Origin of the sequence: Chromohalobacter canadensis, assembly GCF_034479555.1 — a bacterium.
Taxonomy (GTDB): domain Bacteria; phylum Pseudomonadota; class Gammaproteobacteria; order Pseudomonadales; family Halomonadaceae; genus Chromohalobacter; species Chromohalobacter canadensis.
This window is the reverse complement of record NZ_CP140151.1, coordinates 554,313-580,003: the sequence shown is the minus strand read 5'-3', so window position 1 is coordinate 580,003 and position 25,691 is coordinate 554,313. Positions and strand designations below refer to the sequence as shown.

21 protein-coding genes are annotated in these 25,691 nt (G+C 60.9%); 9 read left to right on the top strand and 12 right to left on the bottom strand.

The window, feature by feature from the left end:
* The first annotated feature begins 155 nt into the window (after nucleotides 1-155).
* The 6 genes from SR908_RS02820 (at nucleotide 156) to tusA (ending at nucleotide 5,932) form a co-directional block, all read left to right on the top strand.
* Entirely contained in the window at nucleotides 156-1,409 is a 1,254-nt protein-coding gene (locus tag SR908_RS02820) for an ABC transporter substrate-binding protein (RefSeq protein ID WP_246925422.1), read from the top strand.
* 72 nt (nucleotides 1,410-1,481) lie between these two features.
* Nucleotides 1,482-2,411: a carbohydrate ABC transporter permease gene (locus SR908_RS02815; protein WP_246925419.1), complete on the top strand. Its 930-nt coding sequence runs from the start codon at nucleotides 1,482-1,484 to the stop codon at nucleotides 2,409-2,411.
* On the top strand, nucleotides 2,404-3,282 hold the full coding sequence (locus SR908_RS02810; RefSeq protein ID WP_246925416.1) for a carbohydrate ABC transporter permease: 879 nt from the start codon (nucleotides 2,404-2,406) through the stop codon (nucleotides 3,280-3,282). Before SR908_RS02815 ends, SR908_RS02810 begins: the two co-directional genes overlap by 8 nt.
* A gap of 14 nt (nucleotides 3,283-3,296) precedes the next feature.
* Nucleotides 3,297-4,430, top strand: a complete 1,134-nt coding sequence (locus tag SR908_RS02805; protein WP_246925413.1) for an ABC transporter ATP-binding protein — start codon at nucleotides 3,297-3,299, stop codon at nucleotides 4,428-4,430.
* Between the two features lie 116 nt (nucleotides 4,431-4,546).
* A complete protein-coding gene (rlmM, locus tag SR908_RS02800; protein WP_246925410.1) occupies nucleotides 4,547-5,620 on the top strand; it encodes a 23S rRNA (cytidine(2498)-2'-O)-methyltransferase RlmM in 1,074 nt (357 codons plus the stop codon).
* 57 nt (nucleotides 5,621-5,677) lie between these two features.
* Nucleotides 5,678-5,932: a sulfurtransferase TusA gene (gene tusA, locus SR908_RS02795; RefSeq protein ID WP_040239149.1), complete on the top strand. Its 255-nt coding sequence runs from the start codon at nucleotides 5,678-5,680 to the stop codon at nucleotides 5,930-5,932.
* Nucleotides 5,933-5,944: 12 nt separating this feature from the next.
* On the opposite strand, the gene SR908_RS02790 is transcribed toward tusA, so the two are convergent.
* The 8 genes from SR908_RS02790 to SR908_RS02755 all read right to left on the bottom strand — a co-directional run bounded on the left by SR908_RS02790 (nucleotide 5,945) and on the right by SR908_RS02755 (nucleotide 19,586).
* Nucleotides 5,945-6,646 carry a hypothetical protein gene (locus tag SR908_RS02790; protein ID WP_097023097.1) on the bottom strand — a complete coding sequence of 234 codons (702 nt, stop codon included), beginning with the start codon at nucleotides 6,644-6,646 and terminating at the stop codon, nucleotides 5,945-5,947.
* Between the two features lie 167 nt (nucleotides 6,647-6,813).
* On the bottom strand, nucleotides 6,814-8,991 hold the full coding sequence (locus SR908_RS02785; protein WP_246925408.1) for a TRAP transporter permease: 2,178 nt from the start codon (nucleotides 8,989-8,991) through the stop codon (nucleotides 6,814-6,816).
* A gap of 83 nt (nucleotides 8,992-9,074) precedes the next feature.
* Nucleotides 9,075-10,052, bottom strand: a complete 978-nt coding sequence (locus SR908_RS02780; protein WP_246925405.1) for a TAXI family TRAP transporter solute-binding subunit — start codon at nucleotides 10,050-10,052, stop codon at nucleotides 9,075-9,077.
* A gap of 274 nt (nucleotides 10,053-10,326) precedes the next feature.
* Entirely contained in the window at nucleotides 10,327-11,712 is a 1,386-nt protein-coding gene (locus tag SR908_RS02775) for a sigma-54-dependent transcriptional regulator (RefSeq protein WP_246925402.1), read from the bottom strand.
* A complete protein-coding gene (locus SR908_RS02770; RefSeq protein WP_246925399.1) occupies nucleotides 11,705-13,618 on the bottom strand; it encodes a sensor histidine kinase in 1,914 nt (637 codons plus the stop codon). The genes SR908_RS02775 and SR908_RS02770 overlap by 8 nt, the downstream gene beginning before the upstream one ends.
* Nucleotides 13,619-13,828: 210 nt before the next feature.
* On the bottom strand, nucleotides 13,829-16,984 hold the full coding sequence (locus SR908_RS02765) for an efflux RND transporter permease subunit (RefSeq protein ID WP_246925396.1): 3,156 nt from the start codon (nucleotides 16,982-16,984) through the stop codon (nucleotides 13,829-13,831).
* A 9-nt stretch (nucleotides 16,985-16,993) separates the two neighbouring features.
* Nucleotides 16,994-18,037: an efflux RND transporter periplasmic adaptor subunit gene (locus SR908_RS02760; protein ID WP_246925458.1), complete on the bottom strand. Its 1,044-nt coding sequence runs from the start codon at nucleotides 18,035-18,037 to the stop codon at nucleotides 16,994-16,996.
* A gap of 175 nt (nucleotides 18,038-18,212) precedes the next feature.
* The gene (locus tag SR908_RS02755; RefSeq protein WP_378075691.1) at nucleotides 18,213-19,586 is read right to left on the bottom strand and encodes an MATE family efflux transporter; all 1,374 of its coding nucleotides are present in this window, start codon (nucleotides 19,584-19,586) and stop codon (nucleotides 18,213-18,215) included.
* A gap of 334 nt (nucleotides 19,587-19,920) precedes the next feature.
* Here SR908_RS02755 and SR908_RS02750 point away from each other — a divergent pair, with 334 nt between their 5' ends.
* On the top strand, nucleotides 19,921-20,469 hold the full coding sequence (locus SR908_RS02750) for an elongation factor P hydroxylase (RefSeq protein ID WP_246925390.1): 549 nt from the start codon (nucleotides 19,921-19,923) through the stop codon (nucleotides 20,467-20,469).
* A gap of 47 nt (nucleotides 20,470-20,516) precedes the next feature.
* Here SR908_RS02750 and SR908_RS02745 read toward each other — a convergent pair whose 3' ends face one another.
* Both SR908_RS02745 and SR908_RS02740 read right to left on the bottom strand, forming a co-directional pair.
* Nucleotides 20,517-20,993, bottom strand: a complete 477-nt coding sequence (locus SR908_RS02745) for a hypothetical protein (RefSeq protein ID WP_246925376.1) — start codon at nucleotides 20,991-20,993, stop codon at nucleotides 20,517-20,519.
* A gap of 1 nt (nucleotide 20,994) precedes the next feature.
* Nucleotides 20,995-21,801, bottom strand: coding sequence for a TatD family hydrolase (locus SR908_RS02740; protein ID WP_246925444.1), 807 nt, complete (start codon nucleotides 21,799-21,801; stop codon nucleotides 20,995-20,997).
* A 162-nt stretch (nucleotides 21,802-21,963) separates the two neighbouring features.
* On the opposite strand from SR908_RS02740, the gene SR908_RS02735 reads away from it, so the two are divergent.
* The gene (locus SR908_RS02735; RefSeq protein WP_246925373.1) at nucleotides 21,964-23,913 is read left to right on the top strand and encodes an ATP-binding cassette domain-containing protein; all 1,950 of its coding nucleotides are present in this window, start codon (nucleotides 21,964-21,966) and stop codon (nucleotides 23,911-23,913) included.
* A 78-nt stretch (nucleotides 23,914-23,991) separates the two neighbouring features.
* Here the strand turns inward: SR908_RS02735 and SR908_RS02730 are convergent, their stop codons facing one another.
* Nucleotides 23,992-24,447, bottom strand: coding sequence for a universal stress protein (locus tag SR908_RS02730; protein ID WP_097023091.1), 456 nt, complete (start codon nucleotides 24,445-24,447; stop codon nucleotides 23,992-23,994).
* Nucleotides 24,448-24,543: 96 nt separating this feature from the next.
* Here SR908_RS02730 and SR908_RS02725 point away from each other — a divergent pair, with 96 nt between their 5' ends.
* Nucleotides 24,544-25,044 carry a preprotein translocase subunit YajC gene (locus SR908_RS02725; RefSeq protein WP_246925370.1) on the top strand — a complete coding sequence of 167 codons (501 nt, stop codon included), beginning with the start codon at nucleotides 24,544-24,546 and terminating at the stop codon, nucleotides 25,042-25,044.
* 124 nt (nucleotides 25,045-25,168) lie between these two features.
* Here the strand turns inward: SR908_RS02725 and slyA are convergent, their stop codons facing one another.
* Entirely contained in the window at nucleotides 25,169-25,615 is a 447-nt protein-coding gene (slyA, locus tag SR908_RS02720; RefSeq protein WP_246925366.1) for a transcriptional regulator SlyA, read from the bottom strand.
* Nucleotides 25,616-25,691: the final 76 nt, after the last annotated feature.

The following is a 25,691-nucleotide window of genomic DNA, read 5'->3' as shown; positions in this document are numbered from 1 at the left end:
GTGAACAGTGCTGGGCATGACCGCCCTTTGGGCCTTCTTTCTCTCTTTCTTGCCCCGTCGACGCTTCGCTGGCCGCTCCCAAAACTGGTAAGACACGGGGCATCCCCTCGTGATGAGCGACCCATGTCGCGATAACAACCATAAGGAGTTACGCCATGAAAACGATCCATGCGCTCGCCGCAGGTGCTCTGCTGTCTGCTGCCGTGGGGCAGGCCAATGCCGCTGAAATCGAGGTTCTCCATTGGTGGACCTCGGGAGGCGAAGCCAAGGCCGCCAATCTGCTCAAGGAAAAGCTCGAGGCCAAGGGCCACACCTGGAAAGATTTCGCGGTGGCCGGCGGCGCGGGCGATAGCGCCATGACGGTACTCAAATCGCGTGCGATTTCGGGAAATCCACCGGCGGTGGCGCAAATCAAGGGGCCTTTGATTAAAGAGTGGGGCGACATGGGATTCCTCGGCAATATCGATAAAGCTGCCGAAGCCGATGGTTGGGACGATTTCCTCCCCGAAGAAGTCGCCGCCGCCGATAAAGTCGAAGGGCATTATGCGGCCGTTCCCGTGAATATTCACCGTATCAACTGGATCTGGGCCAACCCCGAGGTTCTAGAAGATTCGGGTGTTGATCACGTGCCGCAGACCTGGGACGAGTTCTTTGACGCGGCCGACAAGATTCGCGAGGCGGGCTACATTCCGCTCGCTCACGGTGGCCAGCCCTGGCAGGACGCGACCGTTTTCGAAGTGGTCATGATGGGGATCGGGGGTGGCGATTTCTATCGCAAGGCGTTCGTCGATCTGGACCCTGAGGCGCTGACCAGTGACACCATGATCGAGTCGCTCAAGACCTTCAAGAAGCTACGCGGCACGATGGACGACAACATCGCTGGCCGTGACTGGAACATCGCCACATCGATGGTCATCGGTGGCAAGGCGGCCATGCAGATCATGGGCGACTGGGCCAAGGGAGAGTTCACCGCTGCGGGCATGACGCCGGGCGAGGACTATGAATGTGTCGCCCCGCCGATGACCGAAAGCATGTTCTCCTACAACACCGATAGCCTGGCCATGTTCGATGTTGACGACGAAGGTCAGCAACAGGCCCAACTGGACCTGGCGAGTATCGTTCTGTCGAAGGATTTCCAGGTCCAGTTCAACCAAGCCAAAGGGTCGATCCCGGTGCGCTTGGACGTCTCCCTCGACGATTTCGATGCCTGCGCCAAGGCTTCGCGTGAAGCCTTCGATGTCGCCATGGACGAAAAGGGGCTGGTGCCTAGTCTGGCGCATGGCATGGCGGTGTCGGACAGCCAGCAAGGTGCGGTATTCGATGTCATCACCAACTTCTTCAATGATCCTGACATGAAGGCCGAGACCGCCTCAGAGCGACTGGTCAGCGCCGTACGCGCGGCCGAGTGAGGTGAGTCGTTGCTCGCTGCCGAGGCTTGAGTCGGCAGCGAGCAATCGTGTCTTGTCAAAAGGATATCGTCGATGCCATCAAATGTACCTGCGCCTGCTACCGTCGAGCGACGACACCGTCGCTCTCTGGCCGGCCATATCGAACGTGTATTGCCCCGTCTTGTCGTTGCGCCCTCGCTCGGGGTGGCGTTGTTTTTCGTCTATGGCTACATGCTCTGGACGTTTCTGCTTTCACTGACCAACTCGCGGATGTTGCCGCAATACGATTTCGTGGGTTTCGCGCAGTACGCGCGACTTTTTGCCAATGAACGCTGGCACGTGGCGGCTACTAACCTGGTGGTGTTCGGTGGCTTGTTCATCGTGAGCTGTCTGGTGATAGGGCTACTGCTCGCGATTTTTCTCGATCAGCGTATCCGACAGGAAGGCGCGCTGCGCACGATTTATCTCTACCCGATGGCGCTTTCCTTGATCGTGACCGGGGTCGTCTGGCGCTGGTTGCTCAACCCAGGGTTGGGTATCCAGGCGATGGTGCGTGGCTGGGGATTCGAAGACTTTACCTTCAACTGGCTCGTCGATAGCGACATGGCTATTTACACCTTGGTGATCGCCGCCGTATGGCAAGCATCCGGGTTCGTGATGGCCTTGTTCCTGGCCGGTCTCAGGAGTATCGACGACAGCCTCTTTCAGGCGGCGGCGCTGGATGGCGCCAGTTTGCCACGTATCTACACACGCATCGTCCTGCCGAGCCTACGCCCCGTGGTGTTCAGTGCCGTGATGATTCTCGCCCATATCGCCATCAAGAGTTTCGATCTGGTCATGGCGCTGACGGGAGGCGGACCCGGCTACGCGACCGACCTGCCCGCCACTTTCATGTACGCCCACACCTTTACACGGGGGCAGATCGGCCTGGGGTCGGCGAGCGCGATCATGATGCTGTGTGGCGTGTTGGCGATCCTGGTGCCGTATCTGTATTCCGAATTGCGAGGGCAGCGACATGGCTAACATGGTACGTCGACATACGACCTCGGCACGGCTATGGCGAGGCGGGCTATATACGCTGCTGATCGTGGCGGCGCTGGTGTATCTATTGCCGCTCGTGGTAATGCTTCTGACGTCGCTTAAACCCCTGGATGACATTCGTGCCGGTGGCCTCTTGTCGCTGCCCAGCACGATTTCCTTCGAAGCCTGGAGCAAGGCATGGGGGTCGGCCTGTACCGGTATGCGGTGCGATGGCATGTCGGGGTATTTCCTCAACTCGATAGCCATCGTCGTGCCCGCCGTGGCGATTTCCTCTTTCGTGGGCGCGCTTAATGGCTATGTGTTGACCAAATGGCGTTTTCGCGGCGCGAACCTGTGCTTTGCACTGCTGCTGTTCGGTTGTTTCGTCCCGTTCCAGGTGGTGCTCATGCCCATGGCGAGGACGTTGGGCTGGCTGGGGCTGGCTAGTTCCACCAGTGGCTTGGTGCTTGTGCATGTGGTGTATGGCATCGCGTTCACGACGCTTTTCTTCCGTAACTATTACGTGTCGATACCCGATGAAATGATCGCCGCCGCCAAGCTAGACGGCGCGGGTTTCTGGCGCATTTTCTGGCGCATTCTGCTGCCGGTATCGGGTCCCATCATCACCGTGACGGTCATCTGGCAATTCACCCAGATCTGGAATGACTTCTTGTTTGGGGTGTCGTTCGCGGGTTTCGACTCGCAGCCGGTGACGGTGGCACTCAACAATATGGTCAACACCTCCACCGGCGTTAAGGAGTACAACGTCGACATGGCAGCGGCCATGATCGCCGCCTTGCCGACATTGGTGGTGTATGTGCTGGCCGGAAAATATTTCGTGCGCGGGTTGACCGCGGGATCCGTCAAGGGTTGATTACAGAGGTCATTATGTCCGCTTTGAACATCCGTCACGTCAACAAGACGTTCGGTAGCACGCAGGTACTCAAGGATATTTCCCTGGCGATCGATTCCGGGGAGTTCCTGATCCTGGTCGGCCCCTCGGGCTGCGGGAAATCGACATTGATGAACACCATCGCAGGGCTCGAGCCCGTCACTAGTGGCGAAATACGCATCGGTGATGAAGACGTGACTTGGCATACGCCGTCCGAGCGCGATATTGCCATGGTGTTTCAGTCCTATGCACTCTATCCGAGCATGAACGTGCGGCAGAACATTTCCTTCGGATTGGAGATGCGCAAGATGCCCAAGGCCCAGCGTGAGGAGGCTGTCTCGCGTGTGGCCGAGCTGTTGCAAATCACGCCGCTGCTTGACCGCAAGCCTTCGCAACTCTCGGGTGGGCAGCGCCAGCGCGTGGCCATGGGCCGCGCCTTGGCGCGCGAGCCGCAGATCTATCTGTTCGACGAACCGCTCTCGAACCTGGATGCCAAGCTGCGCGTGGAAATGCGCACCGAGATCAAGAAATTGCACCAGCGCCTCGGGACCACCATCGTCTATGTCACGCACGATCAGATCGAGGCCATGACGCTGGCCGATCGAATCGCGGTGATGCGCGATGGAGAAATCCTGCAGCTAGGTACGCCCCATGAGGTGTATAACGATCCCGTGGACATGTTCGTGGCAGGCTTCATGGGTTCGCCATCGATGAACTTCCTTCCCGTCACGCTCGTGAGTCATGCAGGGGCAAGCGGTTATGCCTTGCAAGTCCACGATGAGGAACAAGGCGAGGTGGCGTTGACGTTGCCGTGGCCCGTGGAGCGTGACACCCAGGAATTATCGGCCCGCGTCGGCGAGCGTCTGATTCTGGGATTGCGGCCCGAGCATTTTCTCGAAGACGACGCCATACAAGAAACGTCAGGTGAGGGCACGCGGCTTGAGGTGACGGCGACGGTGGTCGAGCCGACCGGCGCGGATACCTTGCTGCAAGCGTGGCTGGGTGGCAACGAGATAACTGCCCGCCTCGGTCCGAAGAGTCGCGTAGTGGCGGGCGACAGAGTGGCATTGCGCGCCGACTTGAGTCGCGCCGTCTTGTTCGATGAAAAGACCCAGCGGCGCCTGGCGTAGAAAGGCGTCAGACGTGCGTGGTACGAACAGTACTGGAATAGGGCGCGAGGCATGATTGCTTGCCTCGCGTACTCTCCGCTCGTTAGACTGCCGGCCCGCCGATTCTGGAGTCCAACATGGCCGTCTGTCCGCACGAGTGGCTACTCTATTGCCGTCCCGGTTTCGAGAAGGACCTGAGCGCCGAACTCTCGGACAAGGTCGCCGACATGGGGCAGGTGGGATACCCCATCGCGGCGCCGGGCAGCGGCCATGTGCGTTTCGTGCTCGACCCCGTTACACCTGCCAATGACGTGCATCGTCGCCTACCGCTCGAGGCTCTGGTGTTCGCGCGACAATCGCTGGTGGCGTTTCCGCCCTTGGAAGACTTGCCACGCGACGACCGGCTGACGGCGATCATCGAGCTCGTCGTCGCCAGCGGCTGGTCGTTTGAATCGGTCTGGCAGGAAACGCCGGATACCAACGAAGAGAAGGCGCTGGCCGGTTTGATGAAAGCCTTGAGCAAGCCGTTGGAAAGCACGCTCAAAAAACGCGGTGCGTTGCGTCGTAAGGCGGGTGGCCGGCGCTTGCATCTATTCTGGACGGCGGGGGATCGTGTCCAGCTGGCGATCAGCTTCCCTGGTAACCGTGCCGAGCATCTCGGCGGCATATGGCGCCTGAAGTTCCCGCGTGAAGCGCCGAGTCGCTCGACCCTCAAGCTCGAAGAAGCCTGGCATGTCTTCGTACCGCGTGACGCCTGGCCGGCACGCCTCAACGATGCCATGCAGGCGGCCGATCTCGGCGCCGCCCCCGGAGGCTGGACCTATCAGCTCGTGCGCCAAGGCATGTATGTCTATGCCATCGACAATGGCCCCATGGACGCGACGCTGATGGCCACGGGGCAAGTCGAGCACCTGCGCGAGGATGCCTTCGTCTGGGAGCCCCCGATGCGTCTAGACTGGTTAGTGTGTGACATCGTCGACAAACCCATGCGTGTCATCGACATGGTGGAGCGCTGGTTGATCCAGAAGTGGTGCCGTGAAGCGATCTTCAACCTGAAACTGCCCATGAAGAAGCGCTGGGAAGAAGTGGCACGTTGCCTGGCACGCCTTGAGGATAGCCTGCATCGAGCCGGTGTGCGGGCACGGATACGCGCTCGACACCTTTACCACGATCGCGAGGAAGTGACCGTGCATGTGTACTTGCAGGATTGAGGTCGCCACGGCGATAGCGCATCATCGAACCTGAGCGAACACGAGGTTACGTCATTTATGTCCGATCCCGATACGTCCCTGCCCACGCCGGATGCCGTGCTGGATACTTCCGGCCTGTATTGTCCCGAACCGATCATGATGATGCACAATCAGGTGCGGGACATGAACGTTGGCCAACTTCTGGAAGTCATCGCCACGGATCCTGCCACGACGCGCGACGTCCCCAAGTTCTGCACCTTCCTGGGCCATGAACTCGTCGCCCAGTCGCAGGAAGAAGACGAGCGTTACCGCTATGTCATTCGTCTAGCGTGACGCGCCTCTCCGTCAAGACGATGAGGAAGGCGTCGTCATCACGGCGAGGGCCTCCATTGTGGTGGGGTCCTGTTGCTTGATCTGATTGGCGATATGACGCTGGAAGTAATACACCGTCGCATGGCGGCTATGGCCGGCATAGAGGCAGGCATCGCCAGCCACGATCGGCGTCTGCTCGACACGTTTTTCATCGACGAGTAGCGATTCCACATTGCCGTCGTTGTACAAGCGCCAGCCAAATACCTGCTTGAGTTGCCAGCTCTCCCCGTCGCTGGCGAGGCACAGCGCATGCGTACCCTGGGTATCGGGCAACTGCTGTATCAGGGTCGGTGCCGACGTTTCTTCGTAATCGAAATACGCGGCGGCATGTTCCAGTTCATAGACTTTATGCTCGGGCGGCGAGTGGAAGATTTCTTCCGTTTCGGGATCGCGATAGCCGAAAAAGTGCCCATGATCGGGACTGTCCATCTCATGGCAGGCGGTCAGGGCCTCCATCCAAGGCACCAAGCCAACCACCTCGCCGCTTTCGCGTAGTCCCCAAGCCAACAGCGGCATGCCATACAGTGTCTCTGGGTCCGAAGCCAGATGATACAGCATCTCGAGGCCATCCAGTTCAGGCGCCAGGCGTAGAATGCGGCGCTGGGCCTGACGTCGCTGCCTCATGGTGTCCAGGTCAATGACCCGGGCGGTGCGTGGGGACGAAACGTTACCCATGGCAACCTCCTTGCGCAGCAGTAATAGGCCAAGACCTCACTTCACTATTAGCACAGGCCAACGTGGAAAGTTAAGCACCGAGGTCGTGTTTTTTCGGTTACTACACATCACGCCCCCGAACGGCCAAGCCGAACGGGGGCATGTGGAGGTGGCACGATCCCCGCAAGTCAGTGCGGCGTGGCGGTAGACGTGCCATTCCGAGTGCGTTGCATAGCGAACAGCCCCACGCCGATCATCAGGCCGATGATATCGGTGTAGATGCCGCCATAAATCATGCACAGCGCACCTATCAGCATCACCAGGCGCTGCCATGCCTTGACCGGTCCGAAGAACCACGCTTGCACGGTGGCTGACAGCAGCACGATGCCGAGTGTCGCAGTGACACCGACACGCAGGATCTGTAGCCACGAGCCCTCCATCAGCATGGCTGGGCTGTAGAAGAACATGAACGGCACGATGAAGGCCGCCAGGCCGATCTTGAACGAGGCCACGGAGGTTCCCATGGCGTTGTCGCCCGAGATTCCCGCTGCCGCGTAGGACGCCAGCGCCACCGGCGGTGTGATGGCTGACACGACCGCGAAATAGAACACGAAGAAGTGTGCCACCAGTGGCTGAATGCCGATGTCGATCAAGCCGGGAGCCACCACGGATGCCGCGACGGCGTAAGCGGCGGTGGTCGGCATGCCCATGCCCAGCAGGATACTGATGCACATGGCGAAGATCAGCGCTAACAATTGGCTGACGCCTGCCAGGCCGAGCAGCAACGACGAGAAGCGCGCTCCAACCCCTGTCAGCGCGATCACGCCGACGATCAACCCGGCACAGGCGCACACGGCGATGATCTGAATCGACATCGTCCCGGCCAGCTGGAGTGCCTTGAGGATGGCACGTATTCCCATCTTGTTAGGCGAGACCCAACTCACCACGGCGGCGGATGCCGTCGCCAGCGTGCCCGCGCGAATCACCGAGTAACCCATGAACAGCGCCGCGATCAGAATGATGATCGGCGCGAACAGGTAGACGTGTTTGACGAGTTTCGAGAAACGCGGGATCTCGTCCTTGCGCATGCCCCGCATGCCTTTGCGAGCGGCCTCGAAATCGACCATGAAATAGACCGAGGCGAAGTACAGGATGGCCGGGATCAATGCGGCGATGGCAATCTCGGTGTAAGGAATGCCGGTGATCTCGGCCATGATGAAGGCCCCAGCGCCCATGATCGGGGGCATGATCTGCCCGCCGGTGGAAGCGGCCGCCTCGATGGCCCCGGCACTGCGTGGCGGATAGCCCACCTTCTTCATCAGCGGGATGGTCAGCGAGCCGGTGGAAACCACGTTGCCGGCGGAGGTGCCATTGATCATGCCCATCAAGCCAGAGGCGAAAATGGAAACCTTGGCGGGTCCGCCACGCGCTCGTCCCGCGGCGGCGAAGGCGAAGTTGACGAAATAGTCACCGACTTTGGACGCCTGCAGAAACGCCGCGAAGATGATGAACAAGATGATGTACGTCGAGGACACGGCAGTGGTGGGGCCGAGAATGCCGGCATCGGTGTAGACCTGGCTGAAGAATCGACCCACCGAGAGGCCCGGGTAGCCAAGAAACCCTGGAAGATGCGGGCCGACGAAGACATAAACCAGGAATATCGTGGAGATGATTACCAGTGCCAGACCGGCGACGCGACGTGTCAACTCAAGAATCAGCAGCGAACCGGCGATGGCCGCATAGGACATCCCCATGGGGGCGAAGGACGTACCGGTAGAGGCGCGTAGCTGGCTGTTGAACATCACCAGCAGATAGCCGGCCACGGCCAGCGAGCAGACCATCAACACTGCATCCGCCGGCGACAGCCCGTCACGTACCTGGCGATAGCTCCACGACAGCACGATGCCTGCCACGGTGGCCAGCAGCAACGGATAGCCGAAGTGCCAAGCCTCGATCTCGGGGGCAATGCGCATGGCGCCATCGTTCATCGTTTGATACATCATCGCCGTGCGAACCAAGGCGTAGAACGCCGGAATCAACATGGCGTAGCTCAACCAGCGCATCCAGGCGCTCGAGCGCGCTTGCGGGGTCTCGGCGAAATGTGTACCGGCGTAGAAGCCATAGCCCAGGATCAGGGCGCCGGCGATGTGCAGAATGCGAAACGACCAAGTCTCGAGAGGGTAGATGTTGAGCGAGACCAGGTGAAATAGCGAATAGACGATGGCCAGGGCGCCGAAGAGCCACCATTGCCATCCGTCGTAGAGGCGTCGGTTGGATTCGACAGCGACCTCATCGACGCCGTCGGCATTGACGGACTGGACGACGTCGTCGGCTCCCTCGTCACGGGATTGGGAACGTTGAGACATGAAAACACCCTTGGGTGTGAGTGGGAGGAGATGCATGCCGCCCCACATCTTGATGCGGGGCGGCATTTAGATACACGACCGACTTAGCGCTTCAGTTCCTCAGGGATCTCGTAGCCATTTTCCTCGTACCAGCGCACCGCACCCGGATGGAAGGGCAGTACGGTGTTGTACTTGAGGTTCTCGGGAATGCTGAATTCGGCGCTGCGGTGGATATCACGCATCTTGTCGTTGTTTTCCATGCTCAGCTTGGTGATCTCGTAGACGAGGTCCTCGGGGAGATTGCAGCCGGCGATGGTGAAGTTCCACATGGAGACCGCGCGAGCATCTTCCTCGAGGGTCTGGTAGGTATCGGCAGGAATCGAGAATGCCGAGACCGGGAATTCCTCCATCACCTTCGCCTGCTCTTCCTCGGTGAACTCGACGATATTGACGTCGGTTTGTACCTCGAGTTGGCTGACGGCGGGAATCGGAATACCGGCAGCGAAGGCGATGACGTCGATCAGGCCGTCCTGCAATTGGCCGCCCAGGTCATTCCAGCCGCCGTTACGACGGTCGAATTCGACGCCCAGGGTCTCGAGCATGGCCGGGAAATAGGTGTCCGATGTGGAGGCCGCCGGGCCAAAGCCGATGCTGGCGCCGTCGGGGATATCGGAGATCGACTCGATACCGCTGTCGGCAAGCGTGGTGATGGAAAACGGCGTCTCGTACATCGGGAACAAGGCGCAGACGTTATCCATTTTTACGCCCGGTGCCAGCGAGCTCTTGCCGGCCACGGCATCGGCAGCCGGACCCATCGTCGTCAAGCCGAGGGCGACATCACCGTTTTGCACCAGAGCCAGGTTCTGATTGGGGCCGCCGGTGACTTCGCCGCCGCCCGAAAGCCCTAGTTCATCGGCGATCATATTGGCCCAGCCGGAGCCATACACGAAGTAAGTGCCGCCTTGGCTGGCGGTGCCTACGGTAAAGTTTTCCGGCCAATCCTCACGGTCGGCTTGTGCCACAGTGGCGAAGCACATGGCCCCCGCAAGAGTGGCGGTCACGGCGTGTGTCTTGATAGACATGGCGAATTCTCCCGATATCGATTGTGGTTATGCGTATCCCTTACCGAGCTGTGCGGGGCATCAAACTCGTCAAATACGTACTATCAGGGCAACCGCCATTCCATCTTTTGATTAGACTTTAATTTTCAGTTAGTTACGATTTTTTGTTTCGACGAAGGTAGAAGAAGGGTCGGCCCTTAATGGCTGGCAATCCGCACAAAGCGGCCTAACGTTTGTGTGGATTTCCGCACAGGGGCGCTGGGGGCCTAGATTGGGACTGCATCGAGCGCCGAGGTTACTCCGTCTCGACGATGTGGCGATAATCCTCGGCCTTCAACCCATGCTTCTTGAGTTTGTCGTAAAGTGTCTTGCGGGGAACGCCGAGACGCGTGCAGATATCGGGAACGCAGCCCTGGTGGCGCACCAGCGCCTGGTTGATCACGCTCTTTTCGAACACTTCGACCTGTTGGGCAAGCGGCAGGTCGCCGTTATCTTTATGCGCGCCTTGAAGTAGAGTCTCGAGGCGATAATCACAGGTCGCCCCCAGCAACACGTAGCGCTCGGCGACATTGCGCAGCTCGCGGACATTGCCGGGCCAATCGTGCGCGAGCAGCGCGGAGATTCCCTGACTATCGAGCGGTGGTGCCTCCAGCCCGCTACGGCTGGCAGAGACGGCGATGAAGTGCTGGAAGAGCAAGGGGATATCTTCGCGCCGTTCGCGTAGCGAGGGAATCGGTAGCGTCACCACATTGAGGCGATAATAGAGGTCCTCGCGAAACTGGCCCGCCTCGGCGGCGAGCTTGAGATCCGTCTTGGTCGCGGCGATCACGCGTATGTCGAGCGTGACCAGGTCATTCGACCCGAGCCGCTCCACAGCACGTTCCTGGAGTACACGCAGCAGCTTGACCTGCAGCGATAGTGGCATCGACTCGATTTCGTCGAGAAACACGGTGCCGCCGTTGGCGTGCTCGAATTTGCCCACGCGACGTTCCACGGCGCCGGTAAAGGCGCCTTTTTCATGCCCGAATAACTCGGATTCGATGGTGCTTTCCGGCACGGCCCCGCAATTGATGGCAACAAAGGGTTTGCCTCCGCGCGAACTGCGCTCGTGAATGGCGCGTGCCACCAGATCCTTGCCCGTGCCTGTCTCTCCGAAGAGCAACACATCGGTTTCGACTTGGCTGATGCGCTGCACCATCGAGGCCAGTTGCTGAATGGCGGGCGCGCGTCCCACCAGGCGGGGCCCCGGGATCGATTGCTGTGCCTCGAGCTCAGCCTTCAGGTGACGATTCTCCAGGCTCAGGCGACGCTTCTCGATGCCACGCCGCACGACCTCCACCAGGCGTTCTCCCGCGAAGGGCTTCTCCAGAAAGTCCCAGGCGCCATCGCGCATGGCTTCCACGGCGGTGGAAATATCGCCGTGTCCGGTGATCAACACCACCGGCAAGTCGGGGTCGCGATGACGGACCTCGCGCAGCAAGGCCATGCCATCCATGCCGGGCATGCGGATGTCGCTGACCAGCACCCCGGGAAAGTCCGTGCTCAATGCCGCGAGCGCGGACTCCGCGCTTTCATGCACGTCGGGTGCATAGCCCGCCAATTCCAATGTCTGGCTGGCGGTGATACGTAGATGAGCTTCGTCGTCGACGAGCATGACGGGGATGGCGGACGTTTCATGCATGAGAGCTTTCCTCGGGTCGCGCGGGATCATCGGGGTCCGCGATGCGGGGAAGTGTGACACGGAAATGGGCACCGCCGTCGTCATGATCGCCGGCGTCGAGCTGGCCACCGAGGTCCTCGATGATACGTCGCGAGATCGAAAGCCCTAGCCCCAGTCCGCTGCCCATGGTTTTCGTGGTATAGAAAGGCTCGAAAATGCGTGTTAAATGCGCTTCGGGAATTCCTGGCCCGTTATCGATGACATCCAGATGGACGCATGTGGCCTCGGTGACGATCGCGAGCGTCAGGAGTGGCTCGGGCGTCTCGCTCATTGCTTGCAGGGCATTGCCGATGAGATTCACCAGCACCTGCTCGAGCCGCACCGGGTCGGCACGTACCCATGCTTCCTGCGTGGGCCAATGCTGCGCGATGGTGACCTGGCTTTCCTGGATGCGCGATTGGAACAAGCGCAACGCGTACGCAAAGCAGGGTGTGACGGCCACTGCCGTGAGATTGTCACCGCTCTTGCGCGAGAACTGGCGCAACTGAGCGCTGATATCCGCCATGCGCTCGGTGAGTTCGAGGACTTGTGACAGATTGGCGTCGGCGCTCTCGATACGTTGTCGAGCGATGAAAGCACGTGCATTCTCGGTATAGGCGCGAATCGCCGCCAGGGGTTGGTTGAGTTCGTGATTGATGCCGGCGGCCAATTGCCCCAGGACGGCGAGCTTGGCGGCTTGAATCAGCTCATCCCGCGTGGCGCGTAGGCTATCTTCGGCACGCTGGCGCTCCTCGATCTCCGCCGATAGCCGGCGGTTGGTGGAGACCAGGTCACGGGTCCGGCTTTCCACGTGGCGCTCGAGCTCGTCCCGTGCCTGGGCCAGGGTACGTCGCTCACGCTCGGCGAAGCGTTCCCGCTCGCGACGCAGACGTAGGCGCTGCCAACCGATGCCGCCGCCTAGCGCGATGAGTCCGTAGAGCCCACCGGCCAGCACGGCTGCCAGCCACTGGGCCTGATGGACGGGCGTCAGCGGCTTGAGGATATGAATATGCCAGTCGAAATTGGCCATGGGACGGGCCAGGCTCAAATAGCGTTGTCCGGCGAGCGGGCCCGAGTCGAACCCCACGAGGCGCGTACGGGTATCTCGGCGATGATGTTCACGCAGTCCAGAAGGCGGTAGCGCTGCGTTGCCGTAGCGTCGGGAGGCGATCACGGCCTGGCGCTGGGCGGTCGTCAGCGGTGCCATGGTCGTCAAGCGTAGTTCGGGATGGCTGGCCATGAAGATGACCCCGTCATGATCGGTGACCAGGAGTTCGGCATCCTGCTCGGCCCACCCCGTTTCCACCGTATCGAGCAGGACCTTGAGCACCATGACGCCATCGGGGCGAGCCTCGGCGGCGGTATCGTCGAGCCTGACCGGTGCCGAGAAATAGTAGCCACGATCCTGAGACTGGATACCCAGACCGAAGAAGCTGCCATTCTTCCCGGCCATGGCTTCCCGATAGTAAGGACGAAAACGATAATTCTGGCCGATGAACGTATCGGGACGATGCCAGTTGCTCGCCACGAGGGTGTCACCCGCCTGATCGAGCAAGTAAATGTCCGACACATTGGCGGTGGCCCGAAAGCGGTCCAGCATGCGGTTCAAAGGCATCGGGTCTTGAGTGTCGGGATCGTCCAGAAAGCGCTTGACCATTTCACGCGAGGCCAGCAGCTCCGGTAAGTAATCGTGCCGCGATAAATGGCCGACGAGGCTCGCGGCCGACAGACGCAACTCGTTCTCGGCATCTTGACGTAGCGCCTGAAGCGCTTGCTCGCGCGCCAGGCGTGACGTTTGCCACATGCAGAGGAGTAAACCGGCGATGACGCCCAGCACCAAGAGTGTGCGTGGGCGTAGCGGGAGTGGAAAGCGGCGCTGAAAGTGCATGGGAACGTGATGACTCGTGGCGGATGGCATAACGCAGCGGGGCCACATGGCCACGTTCCCATGATGAGCGGCGCCTAGGCTAAAGTTAAGCGCCAGCACTTAGTCTTTAGTCGCGACCCGAGCGCTGGTTACTTGGGTACTGAGCGTCGGAGCCTGGTCACGTTGCAGACCAGGCGCGTGGCAGGATGAATCTCTCAAGCGGCCGTTTTGTTAACTCTGCCGATGCTTCGTCCGCCAACTGAGCACCGCCACGGTCAGCGCGGGCAAGAAGGTCACGGTGACGATCGCCGTGCCGAGCAGCCCGAACAGCACAATCGCGCCGACACCGCGATATAGTTCGGTGCCTTCGCCAGGTAAAAATACCAGCGGCGAGAGCCCGCATAGCGTGGTGAGTGTGGTCATCGCTATGGGGCGTAAGCGGCTCTCCACCGCATGAAAGACCGCATCGCGCACGTTCATTGACGCTTCGCGCAGGTTCTCGCGGGCCTGGTGAACGACCAGAATAGGATTGTTGACCACGGTGCCCATTAGTATCAAAAAGCCCAACATGGTGATCATGTCAAATGGCTGGCTGATAGCGTTCAAGCCAATGCGTGGCAGCACCGCGCCGACGGTATTCATCAGCCATAGCCCGACGATGCCCCCGGCCGCGCCGAGGGGGATAGTTGCCAGAATCAGCAGCGGGTAGCCCCAGTGGGTGAAAATCGCCACCAGCAACAGGTACACGATCGCCAGCGCGATCAGGCCGTTGCTGGTTAACGCCTGGCGAGTGGCGTCCAACTGATCGCCCGCGCCCGTCACCGTCACATCGATATTGCCTGGCAGCTCGCCTGTGTCGCGCATTGGCTCTATCACCTCACGCTGCATCCGTTCGATGCCCGCTTCGAGCGCCACGCTGCGCGGTGGAATCACGTCCAGAGTCACGCTGCGCCGACCATCGACCCGGCGGATGGTCGCGGTGCCCACGGTTTCTTCAATATCGGCCACGTCATTGAGCGGTACATTGGAGCCGGTTGGCGTGTGCAGGGGCAGGCTGGCCAATTGGTCGAGGTCGATATCGCCTGCATTCGGGCCATAGCCGTACAGGTCGATTTTTTCATCGTCGAGATAGAAATCATCCAGGTAAGCGCCGTTGGTCAATACCGCGATGGCGGTGCCCAGAGCATCGGTGTCGAATCCTAATTCAGCGGCGCGTTCCCAGTCGGGGTAGACCTCGATCAGCGGCTGGCCGAGGTCGAGCGCAGAGGGGCGCGATTGAATGCGCGGATTGTCGAAGGCCGTTTCCGCACGCTGATAGATGCGGTTGGCCGTGGCGTAGAGCGTTTCAAGGTCATTGCCGGCTATATCCAGCGTGATGCTGCGCGTGCCGCCGTCGTTGCTGGAAATGATCGAGCCGCGAGCGGCAAAGGCACGCATATCTGGATAGGCCTCGTAGCGCTCGGTCAGCGCATCCATCAGCGCTTCAATATGATTGGGATCGATGGTCTCGGCAATGATGCGCACGCTCTGGGCTTCGGCCTCGATGCCCATGGTGCGGATCGGCGGAACATCGGTATCGCCGCGCTCAAAGGCGGCCGGTTCGGCGCCCACATGGGGCTCGAGTTCACGCTGCAGGGTGCGCGCGATCTTGTCCATGGTGGCGAGGTTATAGCTGGCGGGGGCATTCATGCTCGCAAAGGTCTTGGCTTCTTCACCCTCGGGCAGGTACTCCGCAGGGGGTGTCAACCAGACAAAAATCGCCACGCCACCGATGACGCCAAGTACGATGGCCGCCAGGCGTCGTCCGGCGCTCTGGATCATGCCGTTCACCACCCATAAGCAGGCGCTCATCCAGCGCGGGCGGGTAGTGTTGCCATTACGATTATCTCCACCCCGGCCGCGGAAATCGATATGCGCGCCCAGGGTCGGGATGACGGTAATCGCCACGACCATCGAGATCAGGATCGAGGTGGCGATGGCCACGGCAATATCGGAGTAGAGCTGCCCGGCTTCCTGCTCGATGAAGAAAATCGGCACGAACACCAGAATCGTCGTCAGCGTCGAAGCCAACACTGCCGACCAAACCTGCTTGACGCCTGCCAGTGCCGCCTGGAACCGTGCCAGCCCCCGACGACGCTGGGTTTCGATACTTTCGAGCACCACGATGGTGTTATCGATGGTCATGCCGATGGCAAAGGCGACCCCCGCCAGGGAAATCACGTTCAGGGTGCGCCCGGCCAGCAGCAGGCCGAGAAACGCGGCAATGGTACAGATGGGAATGCCGACGACACCGGCAAAGGTGGCCCGTGCCGAACGTAGAAAGGCATACATCACCAGCGTGGCGAACAGCGCCCCCAGGCCGAGGTTGAACCAGACGTTGGCAATCGATGATTCCACGTAGCGCACGTCGTCGTTGGACAGGGTGATTTGCATGCCTTGCTCTGCGAGCAGGCCGTCGTTCAATGCCTCGACTTCCTCAAGCATGTCGCGCTTGATGTCGATGACGTTGGCCCCGGGTTCGCGGCGGACCTGAACGCTGAGCACTGGCTCGCCAGCGGCGTTATACGAGCGTGACGTGAGTTCGGCGTAGGATTGCTGCACCTCGGCGACGTCACCAAGGCGAACGATTTCGTCACCCTGGCGCCTGAGGATCAGCGCTTCGAGGCTTTTTACGTCGTCAAAGCGTCCCACGGTGCGCAACAAATAACGACGCTTGCCGCTTTCCAGATTGCCACCCGACACGTCCTGGTTGCGCGCTTCCAGCGCGGCTTGAATATCGCTGATGCTGAGATCGCGAGCGGCGAGGGCGTCTGGGTCGAGCAGCAATTGCATCTGGCGTTCGGCACCGCCGGAGACGCTGACTTCCGACACCCCGCTGACGCTTTCCATGCGTGGGCGTACGTTATCTTCCAGGTAATCGCGCATGGCCGGCATATCGAGCTGGCGAGGGTTGCCCTCGCGCGGGCCGACGTTGAAATACATGAACGCGTTGGCCGAAAACGAGTTGGCGACGATGCGCGGCTGGTCCACGTTGGTGGGGTAGGAGGGCACCTGACTGAGGGCGTTATTGACCCGGATCAGGGTTTCGGTGAGATCGACGCCGAAGGGAAACTCCAGCTCGATTTCTGCACTGCCACTGCTGGCGGTGGACTCCATACGCTGCAGATTGGGCACGTTGCGTAGGTATTCTTCCTGCTCGATGAGGATATCTTTTTCGATGTCCTGCGGGTTGGCGCCGGCCCACTCGGTCTCGATGCCAATCACCCGAGTTTCCAGGTCGGGAATCATTTGCACGGGAATCCGCCAGATGGCGGCGATGCCCACAATCAGTAAAATCAGCGTGACCACGCTGACCAAAATGCCGTGGCGAATAATGGCGGCAAACATGCGTGGGCGTTACTCCTTGTCGTCGGCGAGGGTCAGTGCTTGACCCTGTTCGAGGCGTTCATTACCCACCACGATCACGCGATCGCCGACCGCAACGCCTTCATGAACGGCGACATTCCCCTCATGGCCGCTGCCGATTTCGACCCGCTGTTCAATGGCGCGCCATTGACCACTTTCCTGACGGGCAAGCCACACGCTGACGCTGCCATCCGGGCGTCGGATCAAGGCATCGCGGGGTACGCTGGGGCCGGAGTCGCCTTCAATCCGCAGGCGGCCCTCAACGGCCATGCCGGGCATCAGGGTAAGCGCCTCGCGGGGGGCGGCGCGCAGCAGGAATTGGCGATTACGGGTATCTTGCGGTACCTGCGCTTGGGGACGGGCGGAATACCATTGGTCATCGCCTTCCTGGCGCACCTCAAGCGTGGCGTCATCCATTTGCGCATAGGCGGAGTAAGGCACTGAGAAATCAACCACCAACGAGTCGATGTCGATCAGCGTCAACAAGGTGTCGCCGGGCGTGACCCATTCGCCGAGTTCGGTTTCGCGCTGGGTGACCAGCGCGTCGAATGGAGCGGTGATCTCGTGGCGGGTTATGCGTAGTGCCCAAAGTGCCTGTGCGGCTTGTTCAGCATCCAGAGTGGCTTCGGCAGCAGCCAGAGCATTTTGCCGCTGACGCTGCTCACTAGCCGCGATGTGCTGCTGTTCTGCCAATTGGTTGGCTTCGTCGAGCAAGCGTCGGGCGTCGTCACGTTCGGCGCGGGCCTGGTCGACGTTGGCCTGGGCGCGTTGGTGTTCGAGCTCGGCTTCTCGGCTGTCCAGAGCTAACAAGCGCTCACCCTGGCGGACTCGCGTACCCAGGTCGACATGTAGCGTGCTTACCTGGCCCGCCTCGGCGCTGGAGAGCTGCGACGTGCGCGGAGCACTCACGCTACCGTTCAAGCGGAGCATCTCGACACGCTGAGTTTCCTCGACTCGCTGGGTTTCCACTTGCGTTTCTTGAGCGGTAGCGGCATCCGCTGTGGCCACCAGCAAGGTCAGTGCCACTGCGCACATCCAGAACGTGCGGCCGCTAGATCGAAGTCGTCGCAAGTTAGCCCACCCTTCAACTCAAATAACGCAACAGCGTGACACATTAAAACGCTCTGTTGGCGTTGGTGAGATCAACGTTATCGCGCTTGGGAGTGTCCCACCGAGCATGATGAGCGACGCCTTGCCGAAAGGCTGGACATCAAGCGTCGGCGCTGATGCTACGCCGGACCCGGTGATGCAGGCGCCAGCCCAGCAACAGGGCAGCCACCGTCAGCCCGGCGCACAGCCCCAGCCAATAGCCATGGATGCCAAAGGGAGCGAAATGACCTTCCCAGCCGCGCCCGAGCCAATGGCCACCCGCCAGCCCGACCAACCAATACGACAATACCGTGATCAACATGATGATCCGCGTGTCCTTGTAGCCACGCAACGCGCCGGCCAGATTGACCTGGAGCGAGTCGGATATCTGATAGAACATCGCCAGGGCGACCAGCGACATGGCCAGCGTATGCACCTCCGTGTTCGACGTATACAGAGCGAGGATGGGCGATGCCGTCATCCACAGAATGGCGTCGTTTAACAACGCGACCAGCAGACACACGACGACGCCATTCCAGGCCACGAAGCGCGCCTCGTGCATGTCACCGCGCCCCAGCGTGTTGCCCACCCGCACGGTGAGCGCCATGCTCAGCGACAACGGCAACATGAACAGGATCGAGGTGTAATTGAGCGCGATCTGGTGGGCGGCGACGACGACTTCTCCCAGGCGCGCGATGAACAAGGCAATCAGGGTAAACAGCGTGACCTCGACGAAGATCGCCACACCGATGGGCACGCCGACATATAACAGCTCGAGTATGTCGCGCCGCCGGGGTGGCACTGGCGAGTGCCATAGCCTGACCTCACCGTATGCGCGTGCTCGCCGCGTATAGATCATCATCGCCAGGCACATCACCCACATGGAGATCGCCGTGGCGATGCCACAGCCCACGGCGCCCAAAGCGGGCAATGCGGCGATCCAGTCGGGGGTGAGGCCGCCGAACAGCGAGACGATGCCGGGGCCCCCATAGATCAGCGCGTAGTTGCAGGGAATGTTGAAGCCCAAGCCCAGGAGGCTGATCCACAAGGCGGGACGGGTATGGTTCATGCCATCGGAGAAGGCACGCAAGGCTTGATAAAGGCCGATGCCCGGCATGCCAAACGCCACGCCAGCCAGATAACCGGCGGAAAGCTCGGCCACGTGGCTGGGGACACCCATGAGTCGAAAAATCGGACTGACGCCGAACCACAGAGCCGCCGCCGAGAGCCCACCCAGCAGCAAGGCGATCCACAGCGCCTGATGGACGTAAGGACGAATCGCCGCCTGGCGCTGGCCTCCTAACAGCTGCGCCACGATGGGCGTGAGTCCCATCAGGGCGCCGGTCATGAAGAGCATCAACGGCAGCCACAGGCTGGAACCGACCGAGACGGCGGCCAGGTCGGTGGCGCTGGCACGCCCCGCCATGATGATATCGACCGCGCTCATGCCCGACTGCGCCAATTGCGCGCCGCAGATGGGCAATGTCAGGCGCATCAAGAGACGCGATTCACGAAGGCTATGGGCGAACAAGGCCTGTGGCGCGGTCAAATCAGTCCTCCCTTGATAGGTAAAAGCGGCATTCTAAGCTCTGTCTGAAAAATCGACGAGCGATAGCCAGACAAGGCAAAAATCGGCGAAAAAGCGGAGTTTACACGGGGTAAATGAGTATTTTGAGTCGATTTTTAACGCCGTATGGGTGAGCGCAGGCATTTTTCAGACAGAGCGTAGCAAGGGTGCGCCGAGGACGCCTTTCTTCTAGCGGCCCGAGGACGCCTTTCATCGTGCAGTGGAGTGCCTATAATGTGCCTCCGCTTTTGAAGGAGGTCGCGTGAAGCACCGTATCGACGATGTCATCGCCGTATTCGACGGCATCTTTGCCGTGCCGTATCGAACGTGTCTGGTCAGCGGTGACGACGAGCCCCTGTACTGTCCCGCCGACAGCGAACATGACATGCACCGGATCATCTTCGCGCATGGTTTCTTCGCCAGTGCTCTACATGAAGTCAGTCATTGGTGCATCGCCGGGGAGCGCCGTCGTCAGCTCGAGGATTATGGCTACTGGTATGCGCCGGACGGCCGCGATGAGGCGCGTCAACGCGAGTTCGAAAGCGTCGAGGTCGCCCCCCAAGCGCTTGAATCGCTGTTCAGCGAGGCGTGCGATCTACGTTTTAGCGTCAGTGTCGATAATTTGGATGGCATCGAGGTCGATCGGCATGCCTTCGCCGCGGATGTCGAGGCCCGCGCGGCCCGTTATAGAGAGACCGGCCTACCTCTCCGCGCGGCGGCGTTTCGCGATGCACTACATGCCTTCTACCGTCGCGGGCTATCGCGCGAAGCGGCGATCGACATAGGGCGCGAGCGATTGGCACAGGCATGACCGAAGGCATGCCCATCCCTTGCCACGATAACGGTCACGAGTGCCCGCTATTCTTCGCCGCGCAAGCGTTGATGTAGATACAGCATGACCTGTACTTCGTGGTCGGCGCGCATGGGCTCGAGCCCGAGATCGCCGAACAGTTCGCCCCGGGCGCGCGTCCATTCTCCCGGGCCGAGATCGGGGTAGAGCGTTTCCGCCGGCGCCAGTTCGACGAAGGGCGTCACCGCGAAGTCCTCGAACAGGCGCGATAGTGCAGCCTCGTCGTCGCCGATCCCCGCAGTATAGAGCGTCACGTTGAAATGATCGGCCTCCAGCTCGCGCAACACGTCCAGGGGGCTCAAGCCCAGGCTGCGCAGTTCATCCAGGCTGTAATCGCCGAGTTTGAGGAGGTCCTCGTCGAGCCAGTCGTCGTCGGGCTGAATCAGCGCATGCTTGACCTGGCCATCGGGCAGGGCCCAGGAAATGGCGACGGGAAGCGCGTCCTCGTCGCCGGTTTCGATGGTGATGAAACCGGGAAAGTCCATATTATTGCTCCTCGTCGAGTTGGAAGAATCGGCGTGCTGTGGCCGTCGTCGCGGTGGCCAGCGTCGTCTCGCTTTCACCGCGCCAATGGGCGATCTCGCGGACGATCCAGGGCAGCAGCGCCGGTTCGTGGCGGCGTCCCTTGAGCTTGGCCGGCAGGTTGCGCGGCAACAAGTACGGGCAGTCGGTTTCGACCATCAAACGTTCGACGGGAATGTCGCCGACGATCTCGCGCAAGTGATGGCCGCGGCGCTCATCGCACAGCCAGCCGGTCAGCCCGATATGCACATCGAGATCCATATAGCCATGCAGGGTCTCGCGATCGGCGGTGAAACAATGGATGACGGCGCTGCCGATATCGTCGCGCCAGTGACGCAGGATTTCTCGCATCCGCGGGCCGGCGTCGCGCTCATGCAGAAACAGCGGCAGGCCGCTTTCGGCAGCCAGGCCGAGCTGGGCTTCGAGGGCGCGTTCCTGCTCGGCAGGGGTGGAAAAGTTGCGGTTGAAATCCAGCCCGCATTCGCCCACGGCGACGACCTTGGCATCGGTATGCAACGCCCGCATGGCGCTCTCCAGCGTGGCATCCCAGTGGCTCGCCATATGCGGGTGCAGTCCCGCCGTGGCGTAGAGGCCGTCGTGGCGATGCGCCAGAGCGGCGGCTTGTTCACTGTGCGCCATGTCGGTGCCGGTGAGGATCAGTGTCGCTACCCGCGCCGCATGGGCACGCCCGAGTACGGCGTCGAGATCCTTGGCGAAGCTTTCGTGCGTCAGGTTCGCGCCGATGTCGACCAGGGGCGCGGGCGACGTCATGCGCAGCGCGTCAGGTAGCGGATTGGCGTCGTCGTGTGTCACGGAAGATCTCTCCAGCCCAATGAGTCGCGAAAACCCACCATTCTACCCCCGGACCTAGGAGGCGACCATGCGTTACACTAGTGTCTTTACTACGAATGTCTGTCAACGAGGTGGTTACGCGTGACGCTGTTACGTCTGGAACAGTTGCAATTGGCTTACGGCACCCAGGTTCTGCTGGATAACGCCGAGCTGACGCTGGAAAAAGGGGAGCGCTTGGCGCTGGTGGGGCGCAACGGCACGGGCAAATCGACGCTGCTTAAGTTGATTTCCGGTGAGACGTTGCCCGATGGCGGGCATATCTGGCGCGCACCGGGGCTGAAGGTGGGCGTGCTGGCGCAGGAACTGCCGGCTGCCAGCGGTAACACCATTTTCGATGTGGTCGCCCAAGGCCTCCCCGAGGCGGGCGCCTTGCTGAGCGCATATCACCATCTAGTGATGAGCGATTCGCCCGACATGGACGAGCTCGAGCGGCTGCAAACCCAGCTCGAATCGGTGGATGGCTGGTCGTTTCATCAACGCATCGACACCATTCTCTCGCGTCTCGGGCTGCCGGAAGATACCGAAATGGTAAGCCTCTCCGGGGGCTGGCGACGGCGTGTGGCGCTAGCGCGTGCCCTGGTGGCCGATCCTGATGTACTTCTGCTCGACGAGCCCACCAACCATCTCGATCTGGATACCATTGGCTGGCTGGAAGAACAGTTGCTCGCCTTCAATGGCTCGGTGCTGTTCATCACCCACGACAGGGCCTTTCTGTCGCGGTTGGCGACCAATATCCTCGAGCTCGACCGGGGGTTGCTGGGGCGTTATCCCGGTAACTACGCGGCGTATCAGGAGCAAAAGCAGCATGAGCTCGAGGTCGAAGCGCGAGAGCGCGCCGAATTCGACAAGAAGCTCGCCAAGGAAGAAAGCTGGATTCGTCAGGGCATCAAGGCACGCCGCACGCGCAACGAGGGCCGAGTGAGAGCGCTCGAGAAGATGCGTGGTGAGCGCGCCGAGCGCCGTGAGCGCGTGGGCCGTGCGCAGCTCAGCGTCGACAGCGGTGAGCGTACCGGCAAACGCGTCGTCGAACTCACTAATGTCAGCCAGCGTTTCGGCGACGACTGGGTGGTTCGCGATCTGTCGCTGGAAATTCAGCGTGGCGATCGTATCGGCTTCATTGGCCGTAACGGCGCCGGCAAGACCACGTTGCTGAAGATGCTGCTGGGTGAGCTCGAACCCACCGAAGGGAAAGTTCGGATGGGCACCAACCTCAGCGTGGCCTATTTTGATCAGCTGCGTGCCGGGCTCGAGCTCGAGAAGACGGTCTACGACAACGTGGCTCAGGGCAGTGACCGCGTGGAAGTGGGAGGCAAAGACAGGCATGTCATGAGCTACCTGCAAGACTTCCTGTTCTCGCCAGACCGCGTGCGTCAGCCGGTCAAGGCACTCTCGGGCGGGGAATCCAACCGCTTATTGCTGGCCAAGCTGTTCACCCAGCCGGCCAACGTCCTGGTGCTCGACGAACCGACCAACGACCTGGACGTCGAGACACTCGAGCTGCTCGAAGAGTTGCTGCTTGATTTCGACGGTACCCTGCTGCTGGTTTCGCACGACCGTGCCTTCATGGACAACGTGGTGACCAGCGTGCTGGCCTTCGAGGGTGAGGGTCGCGTTCAGGAGTATGTCGGCGGATATAGTGACTGGGTGCGTCAGGGCGGCAAGTTGCCCCCGGCGCCTGGCGAGTTCGGCAATGCGGCGAACGTACTGCCGGCCCGCGAGGCCGAGCCCTCGACGCCCGCGCCCGCTAGCCCTGATACCGGCAAGAGCAAGGACTCAACGGCGCCGGCCACGTCCAAGCGGGTCAAGCTTTCCTACAAGTTGCAGCGCGAACTGGATCAGCTGCCGGCCACCATCGAGACACTGGAAGCCGCCATCGCGGACTTCGAAGCGGAAGTGGGCGCTCCTGAGTTCTACCAGCAAGACGCCGAGACAGTTACTCAGCGCCTGGAGGCGCTGGAGGCGAAGCAAGCCGAACTGGATGAGGCGATGTCGCGCTGGATGGAACTGGAAGCCATGGCCGAGGGCGAGTAAGGGCCGAGAGAAAGACGGTGGCCGAGGAAAAGTAGATGGCGTCGCGCCGGGCACCTTGATCGTGCCCGGCGCATACGGTCATTCGTCGACTTCCCCGTCTTGCCCCACGCGGACCGCTAGTACGTCGCATTGCGCGCCGTGCAGCACGCCGGTGGAGGTCGAACCGAGCAGCAAGGCGAAACCGTGACGCCCGTGCGAGCCCACTACGATCAAGTCGACATTGTGCTCGGCGGCGAAACGATGGATCTCGGTATCCGGCATACCGACCACGACGTACTGGTTGTCCGCCGAGATCCCATGAGGATCGGCGATTTCCGCGAGCCGCTGCTTGGCATGATCGTCGAGCTGATCCTGGATGCTGGTCAGATCCATCGGGATATCGCCGCCATAGGCGAACCCCAGTGGCTCGAGCGTATGCATGATCGACAGCTTGGCATGGTTACGTTCGGCGATGGGAATCGCACGCTCGAGTACCTTACGGGAATCCTTGGTCAGGTCGACGGCGACTAAAACGTGTGTGTACTCGTTACTCATGGGGCATCTCCCACCTTGTCGATGAACACTTCCACTTTAGGCGTGCCGAATCGACGAGACAATGCTTTAGATCAATCAGCGCCTACGGAGGCAGGCTTGGAGATCTTTCTATTCTTGGGGCTGGCGGTATTTCTCATTCTTTCGCCAGCTTTGTGGCTCCGGCCGGGGCTTCATGAAAAGCGTCGCAGTGCGTTGCGGGTGGCGGCGCGTGAATCGGGCGCGGCGATCCGTGCCGACAAACCGCCGCTGCAAGCGGTGGATGGCTTGGTGGGGTATCGCTGGCGTTATCCCCAAGCCGCGCCGGGGAGTGACTTCACGCTGGTGCGCGACGCCCACGCGAGTGATCGGTTGCAGGAAGCCATGGTGGGATGGCGTTGGCGTCAGGCACCGCTGCCACCTTTAAGCGAAGATGATGATCGCCGCTTGAAAGAGGTACTGCTTGCTTTACCCGAAGACGCGCTGGTCGTGGAATCGGGGCCGCACGGCTTGACGTTGTGGTGGGAGGAATCTCGCGAGGTTAAGGCATTCGAGCCAGCACTGCGTGCACTGATCGATCTCGTCGACCAATTGGGGGGAAGCGGCCGCCATCGCAAATAGCATTGCCGACAAGGAGGCCGGTCAGCGAGTACCGCCGCACAAACGAGTACCGCACAGATACGTACCGCCTCGCATGAGCGCCGCGTGATGACTCACGCGGCACTCGGCGACACCAAGCGATCGCTCACTCCTCGCAAGACGAGCGTGATAGCAGCCGCTGCCCGTTCTGCTCGATGCGCGTCAGTATAGCGTCCAGTTGGTCGACGTCTTCATCGCTCAACCCTTCGATCATTTCGACACGCGCTTGCTCGACGACGGTCTCGATTTTCTTGAGCAGTGGCGTCGCCTTGTCGGTGAGGTAGACGCGCTTGGTGCGGCGGTCTTCATCACTCGGGCGGCGCTCGATGAGCCCCTGTTCGGTTAGTTGGTCGAGTGTCCTGACCAAGGACGGAGCTTCCACGCCGATGGAGCGAGCCAGATCGCATTGCGGCTGGCCATCACCCATTTTCGACAGGTGGTATAGCGTCACCCAACGTGTCTGCGTCAGCTCCAGTGGAGCCAGGCGTTCGTCGAGGATGGCGCGCCACAGGCGTGGTACGCGCGACAGTTTGAGTCCGATATCCTGATGCATGGGCCTTGTATTGGTTAGGAACCTAACGGGATTGTCCCGAGTGCGACGTGCTATTGCAAGTCACACTATCGTCGAC

Coding starts and splice junctions, on each gene's coding strand:
- SR908_RS02820 (WP_246925422.1), top strand. CDS start 156: ATGAAAACGATCCATGCGCTCGCCGCAGGTGCTCTGCTGTCTGCTGCC.
- SR908_RS02815 (WP_246925419.1), top strand. CDS start 1,482: ATGCCATCAAATGTACCTGCGCCTGCTACCGTCGAGCGACGACACCGT.
- SR908_RS02810 (WP_246925416.1), top strand. CDS start 2,404: ATGGCTAACATGGTACGTCGACATACGACCTCGGCACGGCTATGGCGA.
- SR908_RS02805 (WP_246925413.1), top strand. CDS start 3,297: ATGTCCGCTTTGAACATCCGTCACGTCAACAAGACGTTCGGTAGCACG.
- rlmM (WP_246925410.1), top strand. CDS start 4,547: ATGGCCGTCTGTCCGCACGAGTGGCTACTCTATTGCCGTCCCGGTTTC.
- tusA (WP_040239149.1), top strand. CDS start 5,678: ATGTCCGATCCCGATACGTCCCTGCCCACGCCGGATGCCGTGCTGGAT.
- SR908_RS02790 (WP_097023097.1), bottom strand. CDS start 6,646: ATGGGTAACGTTTCGTCCCCACGCACCGCCCGGGTCATTGACCTGGAC.
- SR908_RS02785 (WP_246925408.1), bottom strand. CDS start 8,991: ATGTCTCAACGTTCCCAATCCCGTGACGAGGGAGCCGACGACGTCGTC.
- SR908_RS02780 (WP_246925405.1), bottom strand. CDS start 10,052: ATGTCTATCAAGACACACGCCGTGACCGCCACTCTTGCGGGGGCCATG.
- SR908_RS02775 (WP_246925402.1), bottom strand. CDS start 11,712: ATGCATGAAACGTCCGCCATCCCCGTCATGCTCGTCGACGACGAAGCT.
- SR908_RS02770 (WP_246925399.1), bottom strand. CDS start 13,618: ATGCACTTTCAGCGCCGCTTTCCACTCCCGCTACGCCCACGCACACTC.
- SR908_RS02765 (WP_246925396.1), bottom strand. CDS start 16,984: ATGTTTGCCGCCATTATTCGCCACGGCATTTTGGTCAGCGTGGTCACG.
- SR908_RS02760 (WP_246925458.1), bottom strand. CDS start 18,037: ATGTGCGCAGTGGCACTGACCTTGCTGGTGGCCACAGCGGATGCCGCT.
- SR908_RS02755 (WP_378075691.1), bottom strand. CDS start 19,586: ATGCGCCTGACATTGCCCATCTGCGGCGCGCAATTGGCGCAGTCGGGC.
- SR908_RS02745 (WP_246925376.1), bottom strand. CDS start 20,993: ATGGACTTTCCCGGTTTCATCACCATCGAAACCGGCGACGAGGACGCG.
- SR908_RS02740 (WP_246925444.1), bottom strand. CDS start 21,801: ATGACGTCGCCCGCGCCCCTGGTCGACATCGGCGCGAACCTGACGCAC.
- SR908_RS02730 (WP_097023091.1), bottom strand. CDS start 24,447: ATGAGTAACGAGTACACACACGTTTTAGTCGCCGTCGACCTGACCAAG.
- slyA (WP_246925366.1), bottom strand. CDS start 25,615: ATGCATCAGGATATCGGACTCAAACTGTCGCGCGTACCACGCCTGTGG.